This window comes from Peptoniphilus phoceensis, assembly GCF_001517665.2.
GTDB lineage: Bacteria > Bacillota > Clostridia > Tissierellales > Peptoniphilaceae > Peptoniphilus_A > Peptoniphilus_A timonensis.
The window spans coordinates 207434-233342 of sequence record NZ_LN999809.1 but is presented as its reverse complement, the minus strand read 5'-3'; the positions used below and the strand labels follow the sequence as shown (position 1 = coordinate 233342).

The 25909-nt window shown below is 30.2% G+C and carries 21 protein-coding genes; 4 read left to right on the top strand and 17 right to left on the bottom strand.

Translation table 11 applies throughout. The features are described 5' to 3' along the window. Positions 1–84: 84 nt before the first annotated feature. Entirely contained in the window at positions 85–567 is a 483-nt protein-coding gene (locus BN3657_RS05340) for a hypothetical protein (protein WP_062552069.1), read from the bottom strand. A 136-nt stretch (positions 568–703) separates the two neighbouring features. After that, the gene (fusA, locus tag BN3657_RS05335; protein ID WP_062552068.1) at positions 704–2764 is read right to left on the bottom strand and encodes an elongation factor G; all 2061 of its coding nucleotides are present in this window, start codon (positions 2762–2764) and stop codon (positions 704–706) included. A 150-nt stretch (positions 2765–2914) separates the two neighbouring features. Between fusA and BN3657_RS05330 the strand changes: the two genes are divergently transcribed. Further along, complete coding sequence (locus BN3657_RS05330; protein WP_062552067.1) at positions 2915–3574, top strand: ComEA family DNA-binding protein; 660 nt, start codon at positions 2915–2917, stop codon at positions 3572–3574. Positions 3575–3712: 138 nt separating this feature from the next. Here BN3657_RS05330 and BN3657_RS05325 read toward each other — a convergent pair whose 3' ends face one another. From BN3657_RS05325 to BN3657_RS05285, 9 genes are all read right to left on the bottom strand, one after another. Further along, the gene (locus BN3657_RS05325; RefSeq protein WP_019138044.1) at positions 3713–4048 is read right to left on the bottom strand and encodes a hypothetical protein; all 336 of its coding nucleotides are present in this window, start codon (positions 4046–4048) and stop codon (positions 3713–3715) included. Positions 4049–4060: 12 nt separating this feature from the next. Continuing rightward, on the bottom strand, positions 4061–5485 hold the full coding sequence (locus BN3657_RS05320) for a hypothetical protein (RefSeq protein ID WP_062552066.1): 1425 nt from the start codon (positions 5483–5485) through the stop codon (positions 4061–4063). Then, complete coding sequence (locus BN3657_RS05315; RefSeq protein WP_062552065.1) at positions 5478–6899, bottom strand: sensor histidine kinase; 1422 nt, start codon at positions 6897–6899, stop codon at positions 5478–5480. The genes BN3657_RS05320 and BN3657_RS05315 overlap by 8 nt, the downstream gene beginning before the upstream one ends. Before the next feature lie 8 nt (positions 6900–6907). Then, entirely contained in the window at positions 6908–7591 is a 684-nt protein-coding gene (locus BN3657_RS05310; protein WP_019138040.1) for a response regulator transcription factor, read from the bottom strand. 72 nt (positions 7592–7663) lie between these two features. Continuing rightward, positions 7664–9109: an IMP dehydrogenase gene (gene guaB / locus BN3657_RS05305; protein WP_019138039.1), complete on the bottom strand. Its 1446-nt coding sequence runs from the start codon at positions 9107–9109 to the stop codon at positions 7664–7666. 25 nt (positions 9110–9134) lie between these two features. Beyond that, positions 9135–10073: a CdaR family protein gene (locus tag BN3657_RS05300; RefSeq protein WP_062552064.1), complete on the bottom strand. Its 939-nt coding sequence runs from the start codon at positions 10071–10073 to the stop codon at positions 9135–9137. Continuing rightward, complete coding sequence (gene cdaA, locus BN3657_RS05295; RefSeq protein WP_062552063.1) at positions 10054–10884, bottom strand: diadenylate cyclase CdaA; 831 nt, start codon at positions 10882–10884, stop codon at positions 10054–10056. Before cdaA ends, BN3657_RS05300 begins: the two co-directional genes overlap by 20 nt. Beyond that, positions 10884–11444 carry a DUF5317 domain-containing protein gene (locus BN3657_RS05290; protein WP_062552062.1) on the bottom strand — a complete coding sequence of 187 codons (561 nt, stop codon included), beginning with the start codon at positions 11442–11444 and terminating at the stop codon, positions 10884–10886. Before BN3657_RS05290 ends, cdaA begins: the two co-directional genes overlap by 1 nt. Positions 11445–11656: 212 nt before the next feature. Next, positions 11657–13117 (bottom strand): C40 family peptidase, encoded by a 1461-nt coding sequence (locus tag BN3657_RS05285; RefSeq protein WP_062552061.1) that lies wholly within the window; start codon positions 13115–13117, stop codon positions 11657–11659. 171 nt (positions 13118–13288) lie between these two features. Here BN3657_RS05285 and BN3657_RS05280 point away from each other — a divergent pair, with 171 nt between their 5' ends. Then, positions 13289–13861 (top strand): xanthine phosphoribosyltransferase, encoded by a 573-nt coding sequence (locus BN3657_RS05280; protein ID WP_062552060.1) that lies wholly within the window; start codon positions 13289–13291, stop codon positions 13859–13861. A gap of 172 nt (positions 13862–14033) precedes the next feature. Here BN3657_RS05280 and BN3657_RS05275 read toward each other — a convergent pair whose 3' ends face one another. From BN3657_RS05275 to BN3657_RS05255, 5 genes are read right to left on the bottom strand one after another with little or no spacing between them, the layout of a single operon-like run. After that, positions 14034–15155 carry a toxic anion resistance protein gene (locus tag BN3657_RS05275; RefSeq protein ID WP_062552059.1) on the bottom strand — a complete coding sequence of 374 codons (1122 nt, stop codon included), beginning with the start codon at positions 15153–15155 and terminating at the stop codon, positions 14034–14036. 2 nt (positions 15156–15157) lie between these two features. Further along, positions 15158–16279 carry a 5-bromo-4-chloroindolyl phosphate hydrolysis family protein gene (locus BN3657_RS05270; RefSeq protein ID WP_062552058.1) on the bottom strand — a complete coding sequence of 374 codons (1122 nt, stop codon included), beginning with the start codon at positions 16277–16279 and terminating at the stop codon, positions 15158–15160. 8 nt (positions 16280–16287) lie between these two features. Beyond that, positions 16288–17121 carry a DegV family protein gene (locus tag BN3657_RS05265; RefSeq protein ID WP_062552057.1) on the bottom strand — a complete coding sequence of 278 codons (834 nt, stop codon included), beginning with the start codon at positions 17119–17121 and terminating at the stop codon, positions 16288–16290. A 9-nt stretch (positions 17122–17130) separates the two neighbouring features. Further along, positions 17131–18474: a phosphoglucosamine mutase gene (gene glmM / locus BN3657_RS05260; protein ID WP_062552056.1), complete on the bottom strand. Its 1344-nt coding sequence runs from the start codon at positions 18472–18474 to the stop codon at positions 17131–17133. Positions 18475–18476: 2 nt separating this feature from the next. Then, positions 18477–19802 (bottom strand): CCA tRNA nucleotidyltransferase, encoded by a 1326-nt coding sequence (locus BN3657_RS05255; protein ID WP_074017845.1) that lies wholly within the window; start codon positions 19800–19802, stop codon positions 18477–18479. Between the two features lie 99 nt (positions 19803–19901). Here BN3657_RS05255 and BN3657_RS05250 point away from each other — a divergent pair, with 99 nt between their 5' ends. Beyond that, entirely contained in the window at positions 19902–20390 is a 489-nt protein-coding gene (locus BN3657_RS05250) for a hypothetical protein (RefSeq protein ID WP_062552055.1), read from the top strand. A 14-nt stretch (positions 20391–20404) separates the two neighbouring features. After that, complete coding sequence (locus tag BN3657_RS05245; RefSeq protein WP_062552554.1) at positions 20405–21352, top strand: copper amine oxidase N-terminal domain-containing protein; 948 nt, start codon at positions 20405–20407, stop codon at positions 21350–21352. Positions 21353–21442: 90 nt separating this feature from the next. Here BN3657_RS05245 and BN3657_RS05240 read toward each other — a convergent pair whose 3' ends face one another. Further along, complete coding sequence (locus tag BN3657_RS05240; RefSeq protein ID WP_062552054.1) at positions 21443–25720, bottom strand: 2-hydroxyacyl-CoA dehydratase; 4278 nt, start codon at positions 25718–25720, stop codon at positions 21443–21445. Between the last annotated feature and the right edge of the window lie 189 nt (positions 25721–25909).

Below are 25909 nucleotides of genomic sequence, written 5' to 3'. Positions count from 1 at the left end.
TATAATTAATAAATTTTTCAAATGAAAATATCTGTTGGGATTTAACTCACCAACAGATATCTTAGAGATATTTAATTCTTTTTTTTACTTATTTATGACTTTTTCTCGTTCTAGTTCTAAAATAGAAAATGTTCCTTTTGGAATACCACTTTTAGAAGAGAAATCTAAATCTTTTTTTGAATTTTTTGTATCAGTAATAAGTATATAACTACTACGTTTTTTCGAACTAGAAATTCTCAAACTCATATCAGTAACTCTTACTGCTATACGTGCATCCTCATTATCTTCATTAGAAAATATTAATAAATAATCCGAATCTTTATTTGTTGTAAATTTAAAACCCTGTTCTTCCATAATCTTGTTACTTACTATAACTTCTTTTAGCTTATACTTATACACACTATCATAAGTTAAGTCCTTAATAATTTTTTCATAATTTGGTTTTTCATCACAAACATCAATATGAAAATCATAGTTTTCTTTTTTAGAATTAAAAAAAGAAAACCCACACATAATTGACACTAGAGTCAAAGATATTAAAATTAATACAATTTTTTTTGTCTTCATTTTTATCCCCTTTCTATAGGATATAATGTTACCTAACTAAATTATAAAACTATTCATGTTGCTTTTCAATATCTTTAATTGTTTTATAATAAAAAAGGTTGAACACTCTTACATGCCAACCCTTTTTTAATTTATTTTATTTATCAGTTTTTCTTTCTTCTATAATTTTTTCAGCAATATTTTGTGGAACTTCTTCGTATCTAACAAATTCCATGTTAAATGTTCCCCTACCTTGAGTAAGTGATCTAAGATCAATTAGGTAAGTGAAAAGTTCTGCTTGAGGTGCTTCTGCAATTAGAACTTGAGTACCATCATTTTGTTGGTCCATACCAAGGATTCTTCCACGTCTTTTGTTCATATCGCCCATTACATCTCCAAGATAAGATTCTGGAATTGTAACTTCAACCTTCATGATAGGTTCTAGAAGAACTGGACTTGCTTCTTGCATGCCCTTCTTGAAAGCAAGGTTAGCAGCAAGTTTAAAACTCATTTCATTAGAGTCAACATCATGGTAAGATCCATCATATAAAACTGCCTTAAAGTTTGTAACAGGATATCCTGCCAAAACTCCCTTTTCCTTAGATTCAATAATTCCCTTTTCAACTGCTGGGAAATAATTCTTAGGAACAGCTCCACCAAATACTTCTTCGTCGAATTCAAAGTCTTCTTCAGATGGTTCGAATCTAATCCAAACATCACCATATTGACCTGCTCCACCAGATTGTTTCTTGTGTTTACCTTGAACGCTTGAAGTCTTTCTAATTGTTTCTCTATAAGGAATTATGAAAGGAACTATTTCAACTTCAACACCGTAAGTATTCTTTAATTTTTCAAGGATTACATCTAGTTGAACCTTTCCTTGACCTCCAATAGTAAGTTGTTTAGTTTCAGCATTTCTTTCAATAGTAAATGTAGGATCTTCATCCCTAATTTTCTTTAGAGATTGAGAAAGTTTTTCTTCGTCTCCCTTAGTCTTTGGTTCTATTGCATAATATAGGACTGGAGTTGGGTGTTTTAATTTTTTGTATTCAACTACATGATCTTTGTCACAAAGAGTATCACCAGTAAGTGTATCCATTAATTTTGTAGTTGCGCCAATATCTCCTGCATAAATTTCTTCAACTTCTATTTGTTCTTTACCTCTCATCACGTAAAGACCGCCAAGTTTTTCACTTTTTTCTTTATTTACATTATATATAGGAGTGTTTTTATTTAATACGCCAGATATAACTTTAAAAATTGAAATTTTTCCTAAGAATGGGTCAGAAATTGTCTTAAATACAACAGCAGCAAAAGGATCTTTTGCAGAAACTTTTCTGTCTTCTCCATCTTTATATCTAAAACCTAAGTGTGCACGTTCGTCATCTGGTGCTGGCATATAATTTACAATTGTGTTAAGTAAAATATCTATACCAATTCCCTTTTCACCAGATCCAACAAGTAGTGGAACAGCGTCACCTTCAAGAAGAGCTGTTGTAACTCCTCTTAATAAATCTTCTCTTGTAAATTTTTCTCCAGAAAAATATTTTTCCATTAAAACTTCATCAGAACCTGCAACAACTTCTGCAATTTCTTCATACATTCTTTCAGTTGCCTTAACTTGGTCGTGATTAAGTTCAGTTTCTTGTGGTGCAGAATTTACATACTTATATCCTTTTTGGAAGATAACATCTGTTACACCAACAAAACTTTCTCCTTCACCAATAGGAACTGAGAAAGGTATAACTTTTTTACCAAAAGCAGCTTCAAGTTCATCCATTAATTTTCTGAAGTTTACATTTTCGCCATCTATTTTATTTATAAAGATAATTCTTGGAAGACCAATTTTTTCAGCGTATTTCCAAGTTCTTTCTGTTCCAACTTCTATACCCTTTGTAGCATCTATAACCATTATTGCAGCTTCACTTGCTCTTAAAGCACTGTGAGCTTCTCCAACAAAATCAAGAAATCCAGGAGTATCTATTATGTTTACTTTATAATTTCTCCATTCAACAGGAATGATTGATGTTGCAATTGATGTTCCTCTTTCTCTTTCTTCTTTTGAAAAGTCAGAGATAGTATTCTTGCTAGAAACATTTCCAAGTTTTTTTGTAGCTCCACTTTGGAATAACATAGCCTCTGTTAGGTTAGTTTTTCCGGAGCCAGAATGTCCCACGAGAGCAAGATTTCTTACCTTATCTGTTGTATAAACTTTCATTGTTTTCCTCCTAAATATATAAATTTTTTTGAAATCGTTTCGATGAATAAATTATAACACAAATTTTAGCATTTGAAAACTGTGTAAAATTATCTATTTAGGGTACTAAAATATTGAAAATATAATTTTATTAATAAATGAGTGATTTATATGAACTTTAATTTTTTAAAAAAAGAAAATATTCCTTACATAATAATTTTTTGTTTGCTCCTAATTATTGGTTACCAATATTATGATTCCAACAATTATGACGATGAAACAAGAGAACTTCTAAAAATAAATACTTCTGATTCAAATGATAATAAAATGAGTTCACTAAAATCTAATGAACTTGAAATTGAAAAAGCAAATAATGAAATAAAAGAAACAGAAGAAATAATGGTACATATTTCAGGTGCAGTAAATAAACCTGGCATCATAAAATTAAACTCTTCCAAAAGAATAGTTGACGCTCTTGAATTAGCAGGTGGACCAAGAGATGACGCAGACCTTGATAGAATTAATCTTGCATCAAAACTTCACGATGAAGAGAAAATTTACGTCCCAAAAATTGGTGAAGAAAATATAAGTGGAATCTCCTCTCTAGTTTCTAGTCCATCAGAAAGTGGAAATTTCTCTGGAAAAATAAATATTAACTCAGCTGATGCAAGTGACTTGCAAAAAATACCTGGTGTTGGAGAAAAAACTGCTGAAAAGATTATTGATTACAGAAATAATAATTCTTTCTCTTCTATTGAGGATATAAAAAATGTCCCTGGCATTGGGGACAAAAAATTTGAATCCATGAAGGATTATATTTCAACTTATTAAATTTAAAAATTTATAATCTACAAAATAAAATCTTCTATAAATAAGTTAATAAAATAATATGCCACAAAATATTTTTTCATATTCTCCTAAAAAAACTCAAGAAAAAAGAAGCACCTAAGTGCCTCTTATCTTGAGTTTTTATCTTCTTCTAGTATTTTTTCTGTAATGGCTTTTATCTGATGAGGCAATACCTATAATCAGTGCAAAAATAAGTGACACTAAACCAGATGATACCCCAACTACAAAAATAATTAAATTGTCTAAACTGCTTGGATCAAAAAGTTTATTGATAACAATAAATAGGGATATTATACCAACAAAAACTAGTGCAAGCCCTGGTAAATATTTTATAAATTTTAAATCTCTTGCAGCAAAATTTACTATAAAGGTAAGTACAACTCCAATTAATATTGCACCTAGAGTAAGGAGCAAATAAGTGGAATTTTCCATAACTAATTCCATAACTTTATTCATTTTACACCTCATTTATTTAGATGACAGTTCTTCTTGCCATATATTTGCATAGCGACCGGTTGCCCACTCTGTCATAATTGTGGAAGCATCATCGCCAATTTCTCTTTCAAAAATTGGACTCGGCACAATTCTTCCTTCACTTATATTATATATTTTTAGAAAATTATTTTCCAATGTTATTAAAAAATTATTATCAGGAGAAACAAATCCATCAGTTATATTGGATTTAAAATTTTTAATTCTTGACATTGGAACATTAATCTTATTGTAATTATTAACTTCATAAGGAAGAACCAAGTTCAAATCAAAGTCAGAAAAAGTATTATCTTCTTCATTTAATCTACCCTTTAATTTCCAGAATCCGTTATCTCTATAAATTCCAATATTATAAGGATCTTCTTTTAGAGCTTCAATCTTTTTACCCTCATTTTCCAAAGATTCTTCTGACAAAAAGTCCTTATATGTCAAAGCTTTTTTATCTTCAAGATTATCTAATTTATAAATTCTAAGACTTCTCTCGTTGGTATTCCTGTCTAAACTTTCAACATTTATATAATTATTTGTTATAAAATTAACTGTCTTTAATGAATTATTTTCTCTTAATTCTTCTACTTCAATTTTAGGAATTTCTGGATCCTTATTCCTTGGCTTAACTCTCTTATATTCCTTTGCTATTATTTTATCAGTAGTTTCATCAGATTTTGATTCTCTTTGAACGCTTACTTCATAGAAGCTATCATCTCTAGGCAAAACTATGTTATTCATTTCATAAACATTTTCCAATTTTAAATCAGAAAATTTAAGATAAAGAGTTTTATAATTCCAATTTGGAGGGTTGGAATCAATCCTTGTCTTTAGACCAATTAAAAATCCCTTGTCGCCAGTATAATCAAAAAGATTTCTTCTGTTTAAAACTTCATCTTTTTTTGCAAGGATAAAAGAATTTAAATCTTCGTTCTTCATCTTGTCATCAAGAAGCTTTATCTCCAAAATAATCCCATTGTCAAAAACTAGAGCAGTGTTTTCGCTGGTTTTTATAACTTCATAATAGGTGCTACTGTTAGAATTTGAATCAAAAATATAAGTAGTATAAACATCAGAATCTTCTAATCCCAAAGTTTTGTAATCAATGTTAAATTTTTGATATAGATAATTTGAAAGTCTAGTGTACTTAGTTTTATACTCTGCATCTTTTATATAATCATTTGCTAGAATAACTGAGTCATTGCTAAAATAAAGTTCCTCTCCAATTAATTCTTTAAACTTAAAATTATCTTGATTAATTCTCTTATTGGAAATAAACTTTGTAATTGTCCACTTGCCATAAATAGGTGCCTGACCCATGTCGGGTCTTTCTACATTTGTCCCTTGGCTAGTGAAAAAGGAGCAGCCAGTTAACAAAATTAATGAAAAGAAAAAAAATATTTTTTTAATCATCTTTCTCACCTGCTTCTTTATTTAGCTCTATTGGCAAACTTACCTTAACTGTAGTTCCAATATTTTCCTCAGAAAAAATTTCCAAATTTCCATTGTGAAGCTTTGTTATTTCATCACTAATTGATAGACCAATTCCGCTGTGGCTCTTGGAGTGCTTACCCTTATAAAATTTTTCTTTAACATGAGCAAGTTCTTCCTTTGTCATGCCCATGCCATTGTCAGACACCATAATTTGAACAAAATTATTTTCTTCGAGCATTTGGAATTTAACCCAACCCTTGTCTGATGTAAACTTAATAGCATTGTCCAAAAGATTGATTAAAAGTTGCTTTATCCTATTTTCATCAGCATTAATTAAAATTGATTCCTTTGGCAATTCAGTAATTAGTTCAATATTATTAGACTTGGCACGAGGTTTCATTTGCTTAGAGATATCTAAGCAAGTCTGTGTAATATCAAATACTTCTTTATCAAGAGTTATTCTTCCAGATATATATCTAGAAAAATCTAAAAGCTCTTCAACCATTTTTGCAAGCCTATCAGCTTCATTTTCTATTATATTTAAACCATCTTCGATGAGATCTTTTTCATCTTCTTTTGCATCTTTTAGTACAACTGCCCAGCCCTTTATAGAAGTAAGAGGAGTCCTAAGTTCATGAGAAATTGAAGAAATAAAATCATTTTTAATTCTATCCTTGTTGATTATCTCATCACTCATGGCATTAAGAGTCTTAGCAAGTTCTCCTATTTCGTCATCCTCAAAGACTTTTGCCTTCTCTTCATAATTTCCCTTTAACATTGTATTTGCAACTTCTGTTAATTCAAGAATTGGCCTTACAATTGATTTTGCAATAAGTAGAGAAAACATTGTGGTAACTAGAGCAACAAAAAGGGTGAAAATAAGTAAAGATATTACAGCTTTTAAAATTGCTGAGTTAGCTTCTTCTAAGGAAGAAATAAATCTCAAGTATCCCATAGTTTCTCCGCTATTGTTTTTTATTGGACCTGAAACTGACATTATAGATTCGCCTGTCTGCGAATCTTCACCTCTCCAGCTTTTGATTTCTCCCTTTTCAGCAGCTAAAACATCAGACGTTCTTATGGGATTTGATGCGAGTCTTCCAATAGAATCTAATAAAAGATTTCCTTCTTTATCAAGAATTTGCACTTCTGCATTTGTATTTGAAAAGAGTATGTCGTTGTCCTCATATATCAAATCTTCCAAAGATTTATCAGAATAATCTCTTTTATAAATTTCAAGAGACAATTCCATTCTCGAAACTAGTTCTTTGGAAATATTATTGTAGTAATAAAAACTAAAAGCAAATAAAAGGAAAATATCTATAATTGAAATTGTAATTAAAATAATTATTAGAAAACTCTTTACAAGTCTCTTTCCAATTTTATTTTTCAATTATAAACCTACTTCCATCTATAACCAGTTCCCCAGACAGTTTCTATGTAGTCTGGTTTTGCAGGATTAGTTTCAATTTTTGATCTTAATCTTCTTATATTGACATCAACAATTTTTGAATCACCCAAGAAGTCATCTCCCCAAACTAATTTTAAAATTTCATTTCTAGTCATAGCTTTGCCAGGATTAGTCATAAATATTTTTATTATCTGATATTCTGTTGGAGTGAGCTCAAGTTCAACATCGTCCTTGTAAAATTTTCTTGAATAAGAATCTATTTTAAAAGGTGGATCTGTTATTAAGTTGCTTTCATTTTCTTCCCCAATTTCAAGTCTTCTCTCAATGGATTTTATCCTTAGAGTTAGCTCAGTTGGATTAAAGGGCTTAGTTAAATAATCATCAGTTCCATATTGAAGCCCCATTATTTTATCATAGTCTTCTGCCTTTGCAGTTAGCATGATGATACCAAGATTTGGGAACTGCCCCCTCAAGGTCTTGCAGACTTCAAAACCATCTATACCAGGTAACATAATATCTAGAACCACAATATCAGGAAGTTCGCGTCTAGCTATTTCTATTCCATCTTCTCCACTGCCTGCTTCAAAAATTATGTAGCCTTCTCTTTCAAGATTTATCTTTACAAATTTTCTTATTGATTCTTCGTCTTCAACGAGCAAGACTTTTGTTTTCAAAATATCACCTCTACCTTGTAATTATAAAGAAAATCCACTCCAAATTCAATTGAAGTGGACTTGTTAAAAATTTTAATAATAATTAGGAGCTTCTCTTGTAATAGTGATGTTGTGTGGATGAGATTCTGTAAGTGAAGCTTGTGTAATTTTTACATATTTAGCTGTGGCTCTTAGAGTTTCAAGATCCTTAGCACCAAGATATCCCATGGCAGACTTAACTCCACCTACTAATTGGAATACAATATCTCCTACAAATCCCTTAAAAGGAACTCTACCTTCTACTCCTTCTGGAACATATTTAGTTGTACCACTTTGGAAGTATCTATCAGATGAACCAGCACTCATAGCACCTAGAGAACCCATTCCTCTATAAGCCTTAAATCTTCTTCCTTCAACAAAGATTTCTTCTCCTGGAGATTCATCAGTTCCTGCAAATAAAGAACCCATCATAACAACATTACCACCAGCTGCTAAAGCTTTGGCAACATCACCAGAGAATTTAATACCACCATCAGCAATTATAGGAATTCCATATTTTTTAGCTGCTCTATAAGCTTCCATAATAGCAGTAATTTGTGGAACACCAATACCTGTTACAACTCTTGTTGTACAAATTGAACCAGGTCCAATACCAATCTTAACACAATCAGCACCAGCCTTAATTAAATCTTCAGTTCCTTCATAAGTTGCAACATTACCTGCAATCAGTTGTAGGTCTGGGAAGGCATCTTTAATCTTTTTAATAGTATTCAAAACATTTTTAGATTGACCATGTGCTGTGTCTATTACAACGACATCGGCCTTTGCTTTTACAAGAGCTTCTATTCTATCTAAAACGTCATTAGTTGCACCAACTGCTGCACCAGCTAAAAGTCTTCCTGATTTATCTCTTGCAGAGTTTGGATATTGTTCATGTTTTTCTATATCTTTTATAGTAATAAGACCCTTTAAAACATTGTCCTTGTCAACTAAAGGAAGTTTTTCAATTTTGTATTTCTTTAAAATCTTTAAAGCTTCATCTAAATCAATATCAGGATTTCCTGTAATAAGTTTTTCTGAAGTCATTACATCGCTAATTCTCTTAGAAAGATCTGTTTCAAATCTTATATCTCTATTTGTAATAATTCCTTCTAAAACTCCCTTTTCTGTAACAACTGGCACACCAGAAATTCTGTATCTGTCCATAAGCTCAGAAGCATCTTTTATTGAATGGTCCTTAGTTAGTGAAAAAGGATCAGTTATAACTCCATGCTCAGATCTTTTTACCTTGTCAACTTCAAGAGCTTGTTCTTCAATTGACATATTCTTATGAATAATACCAATACCACCTTCTCTTGCCATGGCAATTGACATTCTATGTTCAGTAACAGTGTCCATTCCCGCAGACATTAGGGGTATATTTAACTTAATCTTTTCTGTTAAATTTGTAGATAAATCAACTTCATTAGGCAAAATTTCTGATTTTGCTGGCACAAGTAAAATATCATCAAATGTTAGTCCTTCTCCAAATAATTCCATATTCCCTCCTGATTATTAATACAACTTAACCTTCATTACTAACTGACTTCAATCTGAAATCAATATTCTCATCGACTAATGTAACCTTATCTGGCAAATTCAATTTAACTAAATCATTTCCATTTTTAAAATTATAAAAATTAACTGCTTTAGTTTCTATGAAATCTATAGAATCAATTACATCAGAATTTCCTCTAATTGTAACAGAAGATGGCTCAATTGAAAAGTCACTTGTCACAATATTTTGACTAGTATTTTCATTAAATTTTAATTTTATTGGCACAGTTTTGCTCTTTAAAATTGGAAGATCGACTTTTACTGTTGAAGGTGTTATTTCCACTTCCTTAATTAGCTTTCCTGTGTCATCATAAGCGTGAATTTCGCTTTCTACACTTGTACTTTCGCTTATATCTTTTAAATCTATGTGAGATTCAATTTTATTTATTTTTCCAACATAGATGCTTGCTCCCTTAACTTTTACGTCAATTTTTCTTTCAAGATCTCCCAAAGACAAACCCTTTTCTAATTTATTATCAAAAACCAAATTTGCAGTGGAATTTTCTTCTATAACCTTATCTATTTTAAAAGGGATTTTTCTTGGAGTCGTATTTGTAACAGAAATTCCAAGATCAATATAAGAAACATTTATCGGCACAGAATGTTCACCTTCAGTTAATTTACTTAAATCAACTTTTGCGACAATTCCATCTCTTGTAACATTTCTCATATAAGAATTGTAGCCTTGTAATTTAACATCTACACTTGCTTCCTTAGGAGAAATTATTGTCAAATTTTTTTCCTTTAAATGATTTAAACCATCATAGGTAACTTCAATATTTTTAAAATTTGATGAAGTGATAAAATTTGCTTCGCCTTTTACATAGGACCAGAGAATAATGGCAAAAATCAAGGACATAATTTTTAGCATTAAACTCCTATTTTCCTTAAAATTTATCTTCTTCATTCTTTTCACCACGCTTTGAGAAAATAGTTTTTTTTCTGTAATCTGGACTGTAAATTTCAAGAAGCTTTGCTTCAAGGGTTTCTATATCCAAATATCTTGAGATAACTCCATTTTCTGCAGTAGATATAGTTCCATTTTCTTCTGAAACCATAATAGAAAGACAATCTGACTTTTCTGAAATACCAATTCCTGCCCTATGTCTTGTTCCCAATTCTTTGGATATTTTTTCATTGTCACTTAAAGGAAGAAAACAAGCTGCGGCTTTTACTTTTGAACCCTTAATAATAACTGCTCCATCGTGAAGAGGCGTGTTTGGTATAAAAATGTTAATTAAAAGTCCACTGCTTACTCTACCGTTTATTTCAGTTCCAGTTTCAATTACTTCAGTCAAGCCTACTTCATTTTCTATGATAATTAAAGCACCAATTTTTTGTCTTGCAAGAGATCCCACAGCAGAAATAATTTCTTCCACTGTTTCTGGAACATTGTCTTTATTCTGACTAAAATTATTTTTAATATTAGAAGTAAGACCTAGATATTGAAGACCTCTTCTGATTTCTGGTTGAAATAAAATAATTATTGCAACAATACCGTCATTAATAAACCTAGTGAAAATCCAGTTGACAGTATATAATTGGAAAAATTGCGAAATTTTTATAAAAAGTAAAATCAAAAGAATTCCCTTAAAAACTTGCTCTGCTCTTGTGTTTCTAATTAATTTTAATACATAATAAATAAGGATAGTTACAATTAAAATATCCACAACATCTCTTAAATTAATTACATTTAAAAAATTATTTATTTTATCCATTAAGCACCTCTCTTTCTCACAATAATTATAAGTGCAAAATATAAACCAATTGCTATTAAAATATCCCCTATACTTATGACCTTTGAAGGTCCAATAAATCTTTTTAAGTATATGAAGTCTGACAATAAATAAAGTTTGGGATTGTCAAAGACTCCGTGGCTTAGGCTCGCGCCCATGTAAATAATTTTTATAATCCTCTCATTATCTATTTTCATTAGGGCTGATGCCGCTACTGGCATTTTTCCATTTGCCATAACTGGAAGGGCATTTAAAAAGGTCCCAAGTCCACAAATTAAAAGTCCCAAATTTTTATAATTTGAAAAAAATGAAAGACTAATAAGTAAGAGGGATAGGATATGAAAAATTGTAAAGTTTCTTACAAAAAATTCAGCAAAACTTCCAAAATATCTTCCTGTTATAAAATTAATGAAAACCATTATAAAAATACCTAAAAAGGCAAGATAAACTCTTTTAAATTTAAAATTTATTAAATTATTTAAATTTTTATCTCTAATAAAAATTAAACTTATAAGAGCAATAATAAGTGCTTCTAAAATCATTTTACCACCATAAAATTATAATATCACAAATTAATCCTTTTGGCATATTTTCCAGAGATTTTATGGGCTTATCTTTAAAATAATTTAGTATTTTTTATATTGAAATTTTCTATAAATTTCTTGTCATTAATTATAGGAGAAAATTAAAATGCAAGAAATTCTCTAAAACTAAAAAGTTTTACAATACAAAAAAGGAGCCTGTGCTCCCTTTATCAAAGATCTTTAATTCTCAAAACTTTATAACCAGCTTTTCTTACAGCTGCAACTCTAACTCCAGTTCTTGGAACAGACTCAACAACTTTACCATCACCAATATAAATCATAATGTGTTCTCCAGCCTTGTTTAAAAGATCTCCTCTTCTTAGCTCACTCATTGGAACTTCATAAACATTAGGAGATCCTTCAATTAACCAAGAAAATGCTGGTGAAATATCAAATCCTGCACAATCTGCTGCAGTTCCAACTAAGCCAGAACAGTCATATTCTTGATAAGTTGCCCCTTGCATGCTCAAAGCATAATTTATCATGTGTTCAATTTTTTCCTTGTAGGTATTTGGTCTTGTAATAGACCACCATGACAAGCCAATATCTTCACCTTTTTTTGCAAGAGAATACATTTGTCCTCTATCTGCTGAAAAATCAATTAAATTATCTTCATTTTCATAAAGAATATTCGTTATTTCATTTCCCCTTGCATTAACAAGTTCAGAAATTTCATTTTTCTTGGGACTTGTATTGACGAAATTGAGATAAATTACTTTATATCCATCATTTTGTCCGTTTTTTTCACAAGTTATAAAAGGAAGTAAAATATTATTTTTCATCCATTTATTTATATAATTTTGACTTATATTAACATCATTTCCATCAATGCAAATTGTCTTATTTTTTAATGCATCAAAATTCATATAAAGAAGTCCTGTATTTTTTGGAATATTAACTGTACCATTTATCTTTTCAAAATTTGTAATTCTTGAGTTTTTTATTTCTGCAGCATATCCTGGACTCAAATTTATTTTCCTATTATCATTTTTTGGAGGAAAATAAGTAAAATCATTATCTTTTCCAATAATTTCTCCTGAAGCTATATTTTTAATTTCTGGAGCAAGAGTATTTTCTAAATTCATGCTCACTTTCAATTTTTCATTTAAATCATTTAAATTTTTTTCATCATTGGAAAGATTGAGGTTTATAATTACACATTTTTTTACTTCATCATAATTAATTTCTATATTCAGTGCTTCAGCCAAATCTCTCAGTTTAAAATAATTATTTCCTTCAATGTTATATCCAGAAATTTGAACTTCTCTGCCATCAATAAAAATTTTTTGAGGACTTGGAATAGCTTTTTTAGATGCAGAAATATTTTCCTTTGGAATTCCTGAAAAATCCCTATAAGATGACTCCGTAAATATTTCAACTGCGTTTCTTTCACTGTCAAATTTTATATCAAATTTTTTCGCAGTCTTATTCATATAGGATGCAAAATTCCTAAGTTTAAAATAATTATAGTCATCAATAATATATGTAGAAAAAGTATAATTAGAAATACTTCCATCCTGACTAAGAATTTCCATTTTAGATGAATTATTTGGCAAGGCTTTTTCTGCAAAAATATTTGTTGGACATAATAAAGTTAAAAATAAGCATAGTAAAATTAAGGTCTTTTTCATAAATTTCTCCTTTCACACTCTATTTTATTAAAATTATTTTATCAAATAAAAATAAACCCTGCTATAAAGAATTTCCAAAAATTTATATATTAATTCTTTTTTATTTTATAAATCCTTGCCTCTAACTTGATTACTTACTTCTTATGACTTAAAATAATCTAGAGGTGTAAAATGAAATTATTAGAAGAAAGAATTATAAATGACGGAAGAATTTTAGATGGAAATATTGTCAAGGTAGACTCATTTTTAAATCACCAACTTGATATAAAATTTTTGGATAAACTAGCTGAAGAAATGGCAGTTTATTTTAAGGATAAAAAAATAAATAAAATACTTACAATAGAAGCCAGTGGTATAGCTCTTGCCAGTGTAGCTTCAAAGCACTTTGACGATGCCATGGTGGTCTTTTGCAAAAAACAAAAAACTCTAAATATTGGCGACGACGTCTATGAGTCTAGAGTTGAATCTTTTACTACAAAGAAAAACTACACTATAACTGTTTCAAAAAGATTTTTGTCAGCTGATGACAATTTACTTATTATTGACGACTTTTTGGCTGAAGGAAATGCTCTAAAGGGGCTAATCGATGTATCAAAACAAGCTGGTGCAAATATTTCTGGTATTTCAGTTGCCATTGAAAAGGGCTTCCAAGATGGTGGTAAAATTATAAGAGGCATGGGCTATGATTTACTTTCTCTTGCCATAATTGATTCTATAGAAGACGGAAAAATTTCTTTTAGATAAAAATTATATAAATTTCACATAATCTTCCATTTTTTTATTAATGGGAGATTTTTTTACCCAAAAATTTTATAAGATTAATTTAAAATTTGATAATTAATACAATAAATATTTAAATTCTTGGCAAAAGAAAAACCGAGAAAAATCTCGGTCTTAATTTCGTAATTTTATATAATTATTTATTTGCAATCTCAACTAAAGAAGATTTTAAATTTTCTTCTATCTTTCTTAGTTCAGCTGAAGCTTCTTCACGTCTTCTGTGTCCTTCAATTTGGATTTCACGAACTTCATTTAAAGCAGATATAAGCTGTTCATTGGTGTGTCTTATAGTTTCCATATCTACAATTCCTCTTTCAGAAAGTCTTGCAGTTTCAACAGTAGTTTGTTTTAAAGTTTCTGCATTTTTCTTTAAGAGCTTATTTGTAAGATCAGTCACTTCTTTTGTTGCCTTAGCTGCTTCTTTTGAATGATTTGCACCTAGAGCAATTACCATTTGAGATTTCCAAAGTGGAATGGTATTTACAATTGTGGACTGAATTTTCTCAACCATAACTGTATTTGATGATTGTACCATTCTAATTTGCGGTGCCATTTGAATTGAAACCATTCTAGTTAAATCTAGATCGTGAAGTTTTTTCTCAAACCTGCTTATCATATTTACATAATCATTTGCACGTTGAGCATCTACTGGAAGATTACTTTCTGCTGCTTTTTCTCTCAATTTTGGCAGTTCAACATTTGTCGCCTCATCAATTTTTTTCTTTCCAGCAAGTATATACATACTGAGTTCTTTGTAGTAGGACTCGTTTAGTTCATACATTTGATCTAACATTGCTATGTCCTTCATCAATGTAACTTGATGATCTTCAAGAGTTCTTATAATATTGTTTACATTTTTCTCTGCAGAATCATATTTTGTTTTTAATGAAGTCATATTGTTTACTTGTTTTTTGAAAAAACCAATCAATTTATTGTCTTCTTCATCTAAATCAAAGGTCTTTAATTCGTTTACAACTCCAGAAAGTAAGTCACCCACTTCTCCAAGGTCCTTTGTTTTTACTGATTCTAGTGTTTTTTCAGAAAAATTTGAAATCTTTCTTTGAGCTCCAACTCCATATTGTAGAACAATATTTGAATTTGTAATATCAATTTGTTTTGCAAATTCTTCAACTTGCCTTTCTTCTTCTGGGCTCAATTTCACTTCATTTTCATCTGTGATTTCTTTTAAAACCCTTTTATCTTCATCTTGAATTTCATCAAAATCATCTGATAATGATAGTTTGATTTCTCTATCCACTTTTACCTCCCGACTTTAAATTCGTCTTTATCTAAAAGTCCTTCTTGCTTCAACATAGATTTTAAAACACTCATATCACTTGATAAGTCCATAATCTTTTCCTGATATATATTGTCTAATATTTTCATAAAGGCATGGACAACAATGTCCATAGTATTTTCAATATCACTTAAAGATTCTGAAACTGATTCTGTTGGCTTTTCTTTCATTTCCATGTAGGATTTAGAAAGTTTCACAGTAATTGGCAAATAATAATTTATTGCTTTACTTAAATCATCTGCTGTTGATGGATTTTCTCTTAAAAGTTCAAAAATTTTACTTATTATTTTTAAGAGTTCTCTAATTTTTTCATCCATTGGAGTAGAAATTTGACTTTCAATTTTTGTCAACTCAGTGACATAAGATTTTGCCCTTAAAAGCAAATCTTCGACTTTGGCATTTTTTTCATTATCTTCAAGTTCTTCCATTCTTTCCTTAGGATCTCTTAAAGCTTCTTCCTTATAAAGTTTATAAGTTTTTGAATCAAGTATAAAGAGTTCTCCATTTTCCACAATTCTCGCTTGCCTGTAATAATCTTTCTCTATCATATTTAAAAGGTCATTTATTGTAAAATCAAGAGGCTTAGCTGTTATGGCAGCAAGGTCAGCAGTTGGAATCACTGTATTATTTCCAATTTCACGATTGTATTTTCTAAATCTAATAATTTGGTCTTTGGTTTTTTTTATTCTATAATTTGCATAAAAAGAAATAACAAGGGCAGGAATAACCCAAAAAACTAAGGCTGGCAAATCTTCTCTTATTGATCCATAAGTATCAAACATATCCATTAGAAAACCAAACAAAGCAAAAAGATGACCCACAATTGAAACTTTTGCAACAAATCCCCAAGTCTTGACCCTGTTTACAGTCTTTGGATTTTGATTTATTATTCTGTCATCATTTTGAATACTATAAGGTAATTTTCTCTTGTTTTTATTTACAAAACTAGTGATAGATCTTTTTGTAACATCAATAGCTGTGTCTATTCCTTCTCCAATTATTTCTCCGATTTCCTTAAAATTTTCATTTTTAAAGGCATAATTAATTTGATCTTGAAAATTATCTCTTCTATCTCTCTTATTCATCTTTCACCTCAAAAAGCTATTACAATTCCTCCTATATCTGCATACCCAGAGGATAAACCATTGGTGTGCCTAACATGAACCTTTACACCTTGGTAGAGCTTTTCTATTTTTTCTTTTAACTTTTCTGCTCTTTCCTTGTTGGCAACATAGGAAATAGTAATAAGATCTGGCCTATCAATTTTACACTTATTTTCTATCGCCTTTATCATTTTATCAAGAGATTTTTTCATTCCACGGTTTATTTCAAATAACTCAATTTCTCCATCATTTGAAATCATAACTGGTCTAATATTTAATACATTGGCAATTAAACCTGCTGTTTTTTTGATTCTTCCATTTTTAATAAGATTTTTCATAGATTCAAGGACAAACATAGTTGTTTCAAGATTTGTTTCCTTTTCTATTTCTTTTACAACTTCATCAAATTCCTTTTCTTTTACTAAATCAAGAAGTTTTAAGGCTATTCTTGTTGTACCAGCAGATGCTGCTTTTGAATCTATTACGTGAATCTTAATTCCCTTAAACTTTTCTTTCGCTTCAGCTTCAGCAACTTTTGCAGAATTGTAAGAACCAGAAAGTTTTGAAGATATTGTCAAAATATAAATATCCTTGTCCTTATTTTCTTCTATAACTTTTAAAAAGTCATAAGGTGCTGGACAAGCTGTTTTAATTGCATTTTCAGTTTTTTCCATGGCTTTTAAAAATTCATCTATATTTAAATTTTCATTGTCGGTATAATCTTTGCCATCAATGGAGATTTTAAAAGGAACATATTCAATCCCCAAATCTTTTATTTCCTCTTTTGTTAAATCACAACTTGTGTCTGATATAATCTTGTACATTACATGCTCCTAATTCAATTTATCTTCTATAAGTTTTACTAATTTGTCAGCATCTTGAGACAGTTTATCTTGGTCTTCTCCTTCGATCATGACACGCACAAGGGCTTCTGTACCTGATGGTCTAATTACAACCCTTCCACTTCCATTATAATTTTCTTCTACAGCCTTAATTGCATCCATGATTTCTTTAAAATCTTCATATTTATTTTTTAAATCTTCACGAACCTTTGCATTTTTAAGGACTTGTGGATAATCTTTCATAAGTTTATTTAGTTCAGATAATTTTTTTCCAGATTTTTTCATAATTTCTAGAAGGTGAATGCCTGTTGCAAGTCCATCCCCTGTTGTATTGTAATCAAGGAAAATCACATGACCTGATTGCTCAGCTCCAATTATATAATCATCGCTCAACATTTTTTCTAAAATATATCTATCTCCAACCTTCGTTTCAATAAAATCTACATCAATTTTTTCAAGATATTTTTTAAGACCCATGTTGGACATAATTGTTCCAACTGCAGCATTATTTTTAAGTTTTCCATTTTCTTTTAGATATGTGGCAGCAATTGCTAAAATGTGGTCACCGTCAACTATATTTCCCTCTTCATCAACAGCAATTATCCTATCAGCATCTCCATCAAAGCTCATGCCAATATCTGATCCTTCTTTTTTTACTAATTCTTCTATTAGTTCTGGATTAGTAGAACCGCAAGAATCATTTATGTTCATTCCATTTGGTTCATTGTTTATAATTTTAACCTTGGCACCGTAGGACTTTAAAACTTCTTCTGCTATAAAAGATTGTGCACCATTCCCTGCATCCACAGCAACTTCAAATTCAGAAAAATCAAGATCAACTAAGTTCTTTAGATAATCTACATATTTTTTTGTAAATTCATTGGACCTATTTAATCTTCCAATTTCATCTCCACTTACATCCTTATAAATTTTTGTATTTGATAAAATTTTTTCTTCTATTTCATCTTCAATTTTATCATCAAGCTTTAATCCTTTGCTTGAAAAAAACTTGATGCCATTGTGTTCAAAAGGATTGTGAGAAGCTGATATGGAAACACCACATAAGTAATCTCCTGTTCTTGTTAGATAAGCAACACCTGGTGTTGGAATAACTCCTGCAATGTCGACATCAAGACCAATACTCATAAATCCTGCAACAAGGGAAGATTCGACTAAATCCCCAGAAAGTCTAGTATCTCTTCCAACTAAAACTTTTCCTTTTTTTCCCTTTGCAAGCACAAAAGCAGCCGCTCTTCCTATATCATAACAAAGTTTTGGAGTAAGTTTTTTATTTGCAATTCCACGAACTCCATCTGTTCCAAATAATCTTGTCATTTTTATCTCCTGTAATTTTTTTCAATATATTCTATTAAATAAGCCCTATTATTCTTTTCTGGATCTTCTAAAACCAAACTTTCAAGTTCTCTTAAAATTTCTCCAATTATTTTTCCCTCAGAAAAACCCAAGGACTTAATATCATTTCCATTTATTTCTAAAAACTTTTCAGTTTTCATCTCTTTTTCATCTAATAATTCTTTTACCCTATTTTTCCTATTTATAATAAAGCTTGCATCTCTATCTATTCTTGTGGCTTTGCAGTCAGCTATAAGTAAATCATAAAGGTCAAGGACATTTTCTCTGCCCACTCTTTTTATTTGCCTTCTTAGAGCCTTATCAGACATTTCAGAATGAACCTTCATGTGGTCTAAAATTAAAATTTTAACTTTTTCTATGGTTTTATTTGGAAGTCTATATTTTTTCAAAATCTCTTCCACAAGTTCTGCCCCAAGAATTTCATGACCATAGAAGTGTCCTCTTCCATCTTCTCCAATAGAAAGAGTATCTACCTTTGAAATATCATGAAAAAGTGCTGCAAGTCTAAGACTTAAATCAGGTCTTACATAATCCATTACACATATAAGGTGGTCAAAAAGAGTTTTGTCATGATAGGGAGAGAATTGTGCAAATCCCACAGTTCTTTTTAATTCAGGAAAAATAACATCTAATATTCCACTTTCTTCTAATAAAAGTAAATAATAAGATGGCTTTTCACTAGTGATCATTTTTGAAAATTCATCAAATATTCTTTCTGGAGCAATTTTTTTCAGTAGATGTGCATTTAGACCTATTGCGTCAAAAAGATTTTCTTCTATATAAAAATTAAATCTTCCAGCAAATCTTATTGCCCTCATCATGCGAAGAGCGTCCTCTTTGATCCTTTCATTTGGATCTCCAACTGCCCTAATTATTTTTTCTTGAAGATCTTTTTTTCCATCAAAAGGGTCATAAAGTTTTCCATCAATGTCCATAGCCATAGCATTAATAGTAAAATCTCGTCTTTTAAGATCTTCTTTTAGATTATCTGAAAAAATTACTTTTTCCGGTTTTCTGTTGTTAATGTAATTTCCATCAATTCTAAAAGTAGTTATTTCATATAGTACTTTATTTAGCAAAATGCCAACAGTGCCAAATTCTTCTCCAACTAAAATAGTTTTGCAGTCACTAAATACTTCTTTTATCTCCTTTGGTTTAGCTGAAGTTGTTATATCATAATCATGAGGCTTAATGGAAAGCAATTTATCTCTTACACAACCACCAACTATATAAGCTTCAAATCCATTTTCTAATAATTTATTTAAAATAAATAGGACATCTTTTGGCATTTTATCACCCTTTTTATTATATCATTCTTATACTTAATTTAAAATTATATAATTACTTAGCTCTCTTGTGATATAATGAACTAAAATTGGAGGTATAGTATGAAAAAGATTTTTATTATTTCAATGTCATTGCTTCTAAGCCTAAGTCTTTCTGCTTGTGGCAAAAAAGATAAGGTCGATACAAAGACAAATGACAAGCAAGTTTCATCAGAAACTACTGCTAAAAAAACTGATGAGGAACAAGTTGCAACTTCAAATTTTGACAAGGAAGCTGTTAACGAACTAATCAAAAACTCTGATTATATTTCAAGAATTAGAATTTCAACATCTACTGCTGAAGGTATGTCTATTTCCTTCTTAAAGGATTATAAGGGAGACCTATCTCAAATTGAAGTAGATGTTCCAAAGAACCTAAGCCCTAACAAGGAATATTTAATTTTCTACAGAGATGATGAAAATGGAGAAGTTTCTCCTACTACAAGAGATGGCTCTTTTATTGAGCTTCAGGGAGACAAGGACTCAAACTTAATTTATATTGAAAAACAATTTGATCCAAACTCTTACACTTCATCATTAAAGAGTAAATAAGGAGGAAGATGAGAATGAAAAAATTTAAATCTATTTTATTTTCTCTTGTACTTATGATTTTTGTGACTTCAAATGTTTTTGCAGGCAGAAGTCCTCTTATTGAGTACAATGGAAAAATTGTAAAATCAGACGTTGCACCCTATATTCAAAATGAAAGGACCATGGTTCCCATAAGATTTATTTCTGAAACTCTTGGATACAAAGTAACTTGGGATAATGACAAAAGAGAAGTTGGAGTTAAGGGAAAGGATACTGAAATTCTTCTTAAAGTTGATTCTAAAAATGCTCTAGTTAATGGCAAAGAGGTGAAACTTGATTCCCCTGCATCAATAAAAAAAGATCGTACTTTCGTTCCCCTAAGATTTGTTGCTGAAAATCTAAAGGCTGAGGTTAAGTGGGACAAGGAAAACTTTAAAGTCATTATAAATGACAAAAATTCTTCATCACTTTCTTTAAATTTATCAGCTGATGAAGAAAATTATGTAAAAGAAATTAAATCACTACAAAGTGATTTAAATAAATCAATTGGAAAATTAAAATTAAGTTTCTTCGACAATGCTGCAAATTTAAGTAGTGATGAATTAAATTCTGCCTACGAAAATGCAAATTCTGAAATTACAAATATTGTTAGTAGAATTAAATCCCTTAATGTACCAGACAAATTTAAGGAATCTCATGAATATACTCTAAGAGCAAGTGAAAAAGCTCTAGAAATTTTACCAGGCTTAAAAAATTCTATTATGTCAGAAAATGAAGAATCAGCAAAAGTGTTTATAAGAGAACTAACAGATTTTCAAGTTAAAATGCAAGAAGCTACAGATTCCTTTAATGCTGCACTAAAGGGCGAAGATTACAAGGCACAAAAAGATATAGATGTTTATAAAGACCAGTTGCAAAAACAAGATTCAAAAAATAATTTATTACAAGATCAAACCTTAAAAAATATCTTTAACAGAATTTAATTTATAATTTAATAAATTTAAAATCAATAGCAAAAACCCCTCAAATTAATCTGAGGGGTTTTACTTTTATATAATCTATAAAATTTATTTTTAATTTTTCAAGCTTGCCTTTTTCTTTAGATAACCTCTATTGTACTTGTCTTCTCCTTCTTCCATATTTTTCTTTGCTTGGGAAAGCATTAATTTAATCCTATTGAATTGGTTTACTTCTGATGCAGATGCATCATAGTCAATTGGAATAATATTTGCTTTTTCGTAAGAGGATCTAATTGCCTTTATTACACCCTTGCCTGTAATGTGATTTGGAAGACAACCAAAAGGTTGAACACATATAATATTTTCGACGCCTGATTCTATTAATTCAACCATTTCTCCAGTTAAAAGCCAGCCTTCTCCATATTGATTTCCAAGGTCCACATATTTTTCCGCGTATTTTATAATTTCTTCAATTTTTTCAGGAACAATAAATCTAGTTCCTTCTAGCGCTTCTCTTACATATTTTCTATAGGATTCTATATAAGAAATTCCAACTTCGCAAGCAAAGGCAGTAAATCTTGATTTTGAAAGTTTTTCTGCTTTAGCTCTGGCATTTTTAAAGGAATACATCATAAAATCAGTTAGATCAGGAATTACAACTTCTGCACCTTCTTTTTCTAGAAGATCTGCAACGTGATTATTGGCAGCTGGATGATATTTTACTAAAATTTCTCCTACTATACCAACTTTAGGTTTCTTTTCCTTTGTAATTTCAAGTCTATTAAATTCGTTAACCATTTGATTTACATTAGTCATAAAAGATTTCTTGTTGTAAATCAAATCTTCTGAACTTGTTATGTCAATCCATCTGTCACGCAAAATATTTGTTGAACCCTTTATAACTTCGTAAGGTCTTGTTGCTTGAGTAAGTCGCATAATTAAATCAGCATAGAGCATTCCCTGTATTAATTTTCTTCCCATTCTTACAATTTGTCTTTTATCAAATTCAAATCCAGGATGTTGTTCTATTTGTTGGAAGGAAAGTCCAATTACTGGAACATGACCATAGCCAGCATCTTTTAAAGCTTTTCTAATAAATCCAACATAGTTTGATGCCCTGCAAGCTCCACCAGTTTGACTCATTAAAAGTGCCAATCTATCTGTATCATATTCCCCAGATTTTACTGCATCTATAAATTGTCCTACTACGAAAATTGATGGATAACAAGCATCGTTATTTACATATTTTAGTCCTTCGTTTACTACCTTGTTGTCAGAGTCGTGAAGAACTTTTATATTAATTCCTTCTTGTCTTAATATTGGTTCAAATATGCTAAAGTGAAGTGGTGCCATTTGTGGCATTAAAATTGTATAATCCTTCTTCATTTCTTTTGTGAATAAAACAGGATCATCATCAATTAGTCCTTCAAGTTCTGCATCAATTTTTTCAAAATCTCTTTTTTCAGCAGCTTCAATTAAGGATCTAATTCTAATTTTTACAGCACCTAAATTTGAAACCTCATCTATTTTTAAGGCAGTATAAATTTTGTTATAAGATTCGAGAATATGTTGAACTTGATCAGTTGTTACTGCATCGATACCGCATCCAAAAGAATTTAATTGGACAAGTTCTAAGTTTTCATGTTCTCCAACAAATTTTGCAGCTCTATAAAGTCTTGAGTGATAGTTCCATTGGTCTAGAACTCTTAACCTAGAATCAATTTCTACATTTCTTGCTATTCCATCTTCTGATATAACTGCAAGTCCAAGACTTGTGATGAGTTCTGGAATTCCGTGATTAATTTCTGGATCAATGTGATATGGTCTACCTGATAAAACTATTGCTCTTTGATTTTTTCTATTTACTTCTTCTAGAATTCTGTTTCCTTCATTTAAAACATCAAGTCTATATCTATCTTGTTCTTCATAGGCAGCACGAACAGCTTTTTTTACTTCGTTTTTTGGAATAAATTCAAAAACATCTGCCAATCTTTTTTCCAACTTTTTCCTATCATCAAAGGAAATAAATGGATTCATGAATTTAACTTTTCCATCAATTATATCGTCAACATTATTTTTTATAACTTCAGAATATCCTGCAACTACTGGGCAGTTTAGTGTGTTATCTGCATTTTTAAACTGTCTTTCTTCATAAAAAACTGCTGGATAAAAGATAAATTTGATTCCCTTTTCTATTAAATCTTCTATATGTCCGTGACTTATTTTTGCTGGATAGCAAGCAGTTTCACTAGTTATAGTTTCTATTCCCTTTTCATAAATTTCTCTAGATGATTTTGAAGATAAAACTACAGAATAACCAAGTTCAGTTAAGAAAGTATGCCAGAAAGGATAATTTTCATAAATATTTAAAACTCTAGGAATTCCTACAAGTCCTCTAGGCGCTTCTTTTTCTGGTAGAGATTTGTAGTCAAAGACTCTTTCATATTTATAACGGAACATGTTTGGAAGTTCATCTTCCTTATTTTTAACATGACCAGCACCCTTTTCACACCTATTACCTGTAATATATCTCTTTCCATTGGGAAATATATTTACAGATAAGGCACAGTTATTAGTACATTGTCTACAATTTGTTGAAATTGACTTGTATTCAAATTTTTCTAATTCTTCCTCAGAAATTATTTTTGATTTTCCTGTTGATTTTTCTTTTGAAATTAAAGCCATGCCAAGGGCACCCATAAGTCCTGCAATTTCTGGTCTTGTCACTTCAACGCCAGTCAAATTTTCAAAGGCCCTTAAAACTGCATCTGATAAGAAAGTTCCACCTTGAACTACTATGTGTTGTCCCAAATCTTTTGGGTCCCTTACTTTTATTACTTTTTGGATTGCATTTCTAATAACAGAATAAGCAAGACCTGCAGAAATATCTGGAACTGATGCTCCTTCTTTTTGAGCTTGTTTTACATTTGAGTTCATAAAAACAGTACAACGAGATCCTAAATCAACTGGTTCCCTTGATTTAGTAGCTTCAATAGAAAATTCTTCAGCACTCATATTTACTGAATGGGCAAAAGTTTCTAAGAAAGAACCGCAACCTGCAGAACAAGCTTCGTTTAATAGAATTGATTCAATTACTCCATCTCTAATTTTCATAGACTTCATATCTTGACCACCAATGTCCAAAATAAAGTCAACATCTGGGTCAAAATATCTAGCAGCTGTGAAATGGGCAATTGTTTCAACTTCTCCAAAATCTAAATTTAGAGCTGCTTTTAAAAATTCCTCTCCATATCCAGTTGTTCCACAAGCTGCAAAATAAGCCTTGTCATTTTTTTCTCTATAAATTTCTTTTAAATTTTCTATGGCAATATCAAGTGGATTTCCCTTATTAGATCCATAAAAAGTATATAAAAGTTCATTATTGTCTGAAATTGCAACTAATTTTGAAGTAGTGGAACCAGAATCTATACCAAGATAAATTGGTCCTTCATAAGATTTTAAATCAATCTTTTTAAGTGATTTTGTTTTATGTCTTTCCCTAAATTCTCTTACTTCTTTGTCGCTAGTAAATAGTGCGGGCATAACATCACTTTCTTTAATTGTAATATCGGCACTATTATTTACCTTGTTGTAAAGGTCAACAAAAGACATCGTCTTTGAATCAAAACTAGAAAGAGCTGCTCCAAGAGCTACAAAAATTTGTGAATTTTCTGGTACAATTATTTCATCTTCATCAAGATCCAAAGTCTCAACAAATCTTTCTTTTAACATAGGAAGAAAATGAAGAGGACCACCTAAAAAGGCAACATTTCCTCTTATTGGTCTACCACATGCCAAATTTGAAATAGTTTGGTTTACTACAGATTGAAAAACAGAAATAGCAATATCAGCCTTGCTTGCACCTTGATTTATTAAAGCTTGGACATCTGTCTTTGCAAAAACTCCACATCTAGAAGCAATTGGATATAATTTCTTATAATCCTTTGCCATCTCATTTAAACCTGATGCATCTGTTTGAAGAAGTGAAGCCATTTGATCTATAAAAGCTCCAGTACCACCGGCACAAATAGAATTCATCCTTTGTTCTACTGATCCTCTAAGATAAGTTATTTTTGAATCTTCGCCGCCAAGTTCAATTGCTACATCAGTCTTTGGTATAAAACATGAGATAGCTTCTCTTCCTGCCACAACTTCTTGAACAAAATCAATTCCCAAAAATTCGTGAACAGATAATCCACCAGATCCTGTTACATTAACAGTTACAGTGTCGTATTTAAACTGAGGATATACTTCATTTATTACATCTTTGACAGTTTTTCTAACATCAGAAAAATGTCTTCTATAAGTTTTATATAAGATATTTAATTTTTCATCTAATATTACAAGTTTTACAGTAGTTGAACCAACATCTAATCCCATATGAATTAGCATAGTCACTTTCTCCTTTCAAAATAAAAGCCACATAAAATTTATGAATAAAGTCTTTTAACTTCAAAATTTATTTTAAATAAATATTCTAAGATAAATAATTATTGCACTTTAATTTTATAAATTCAACAATTATTTTTAAGAAATTTGATATTTATTATTTAAATGTTAGACATTTCTTAACATTTGCTT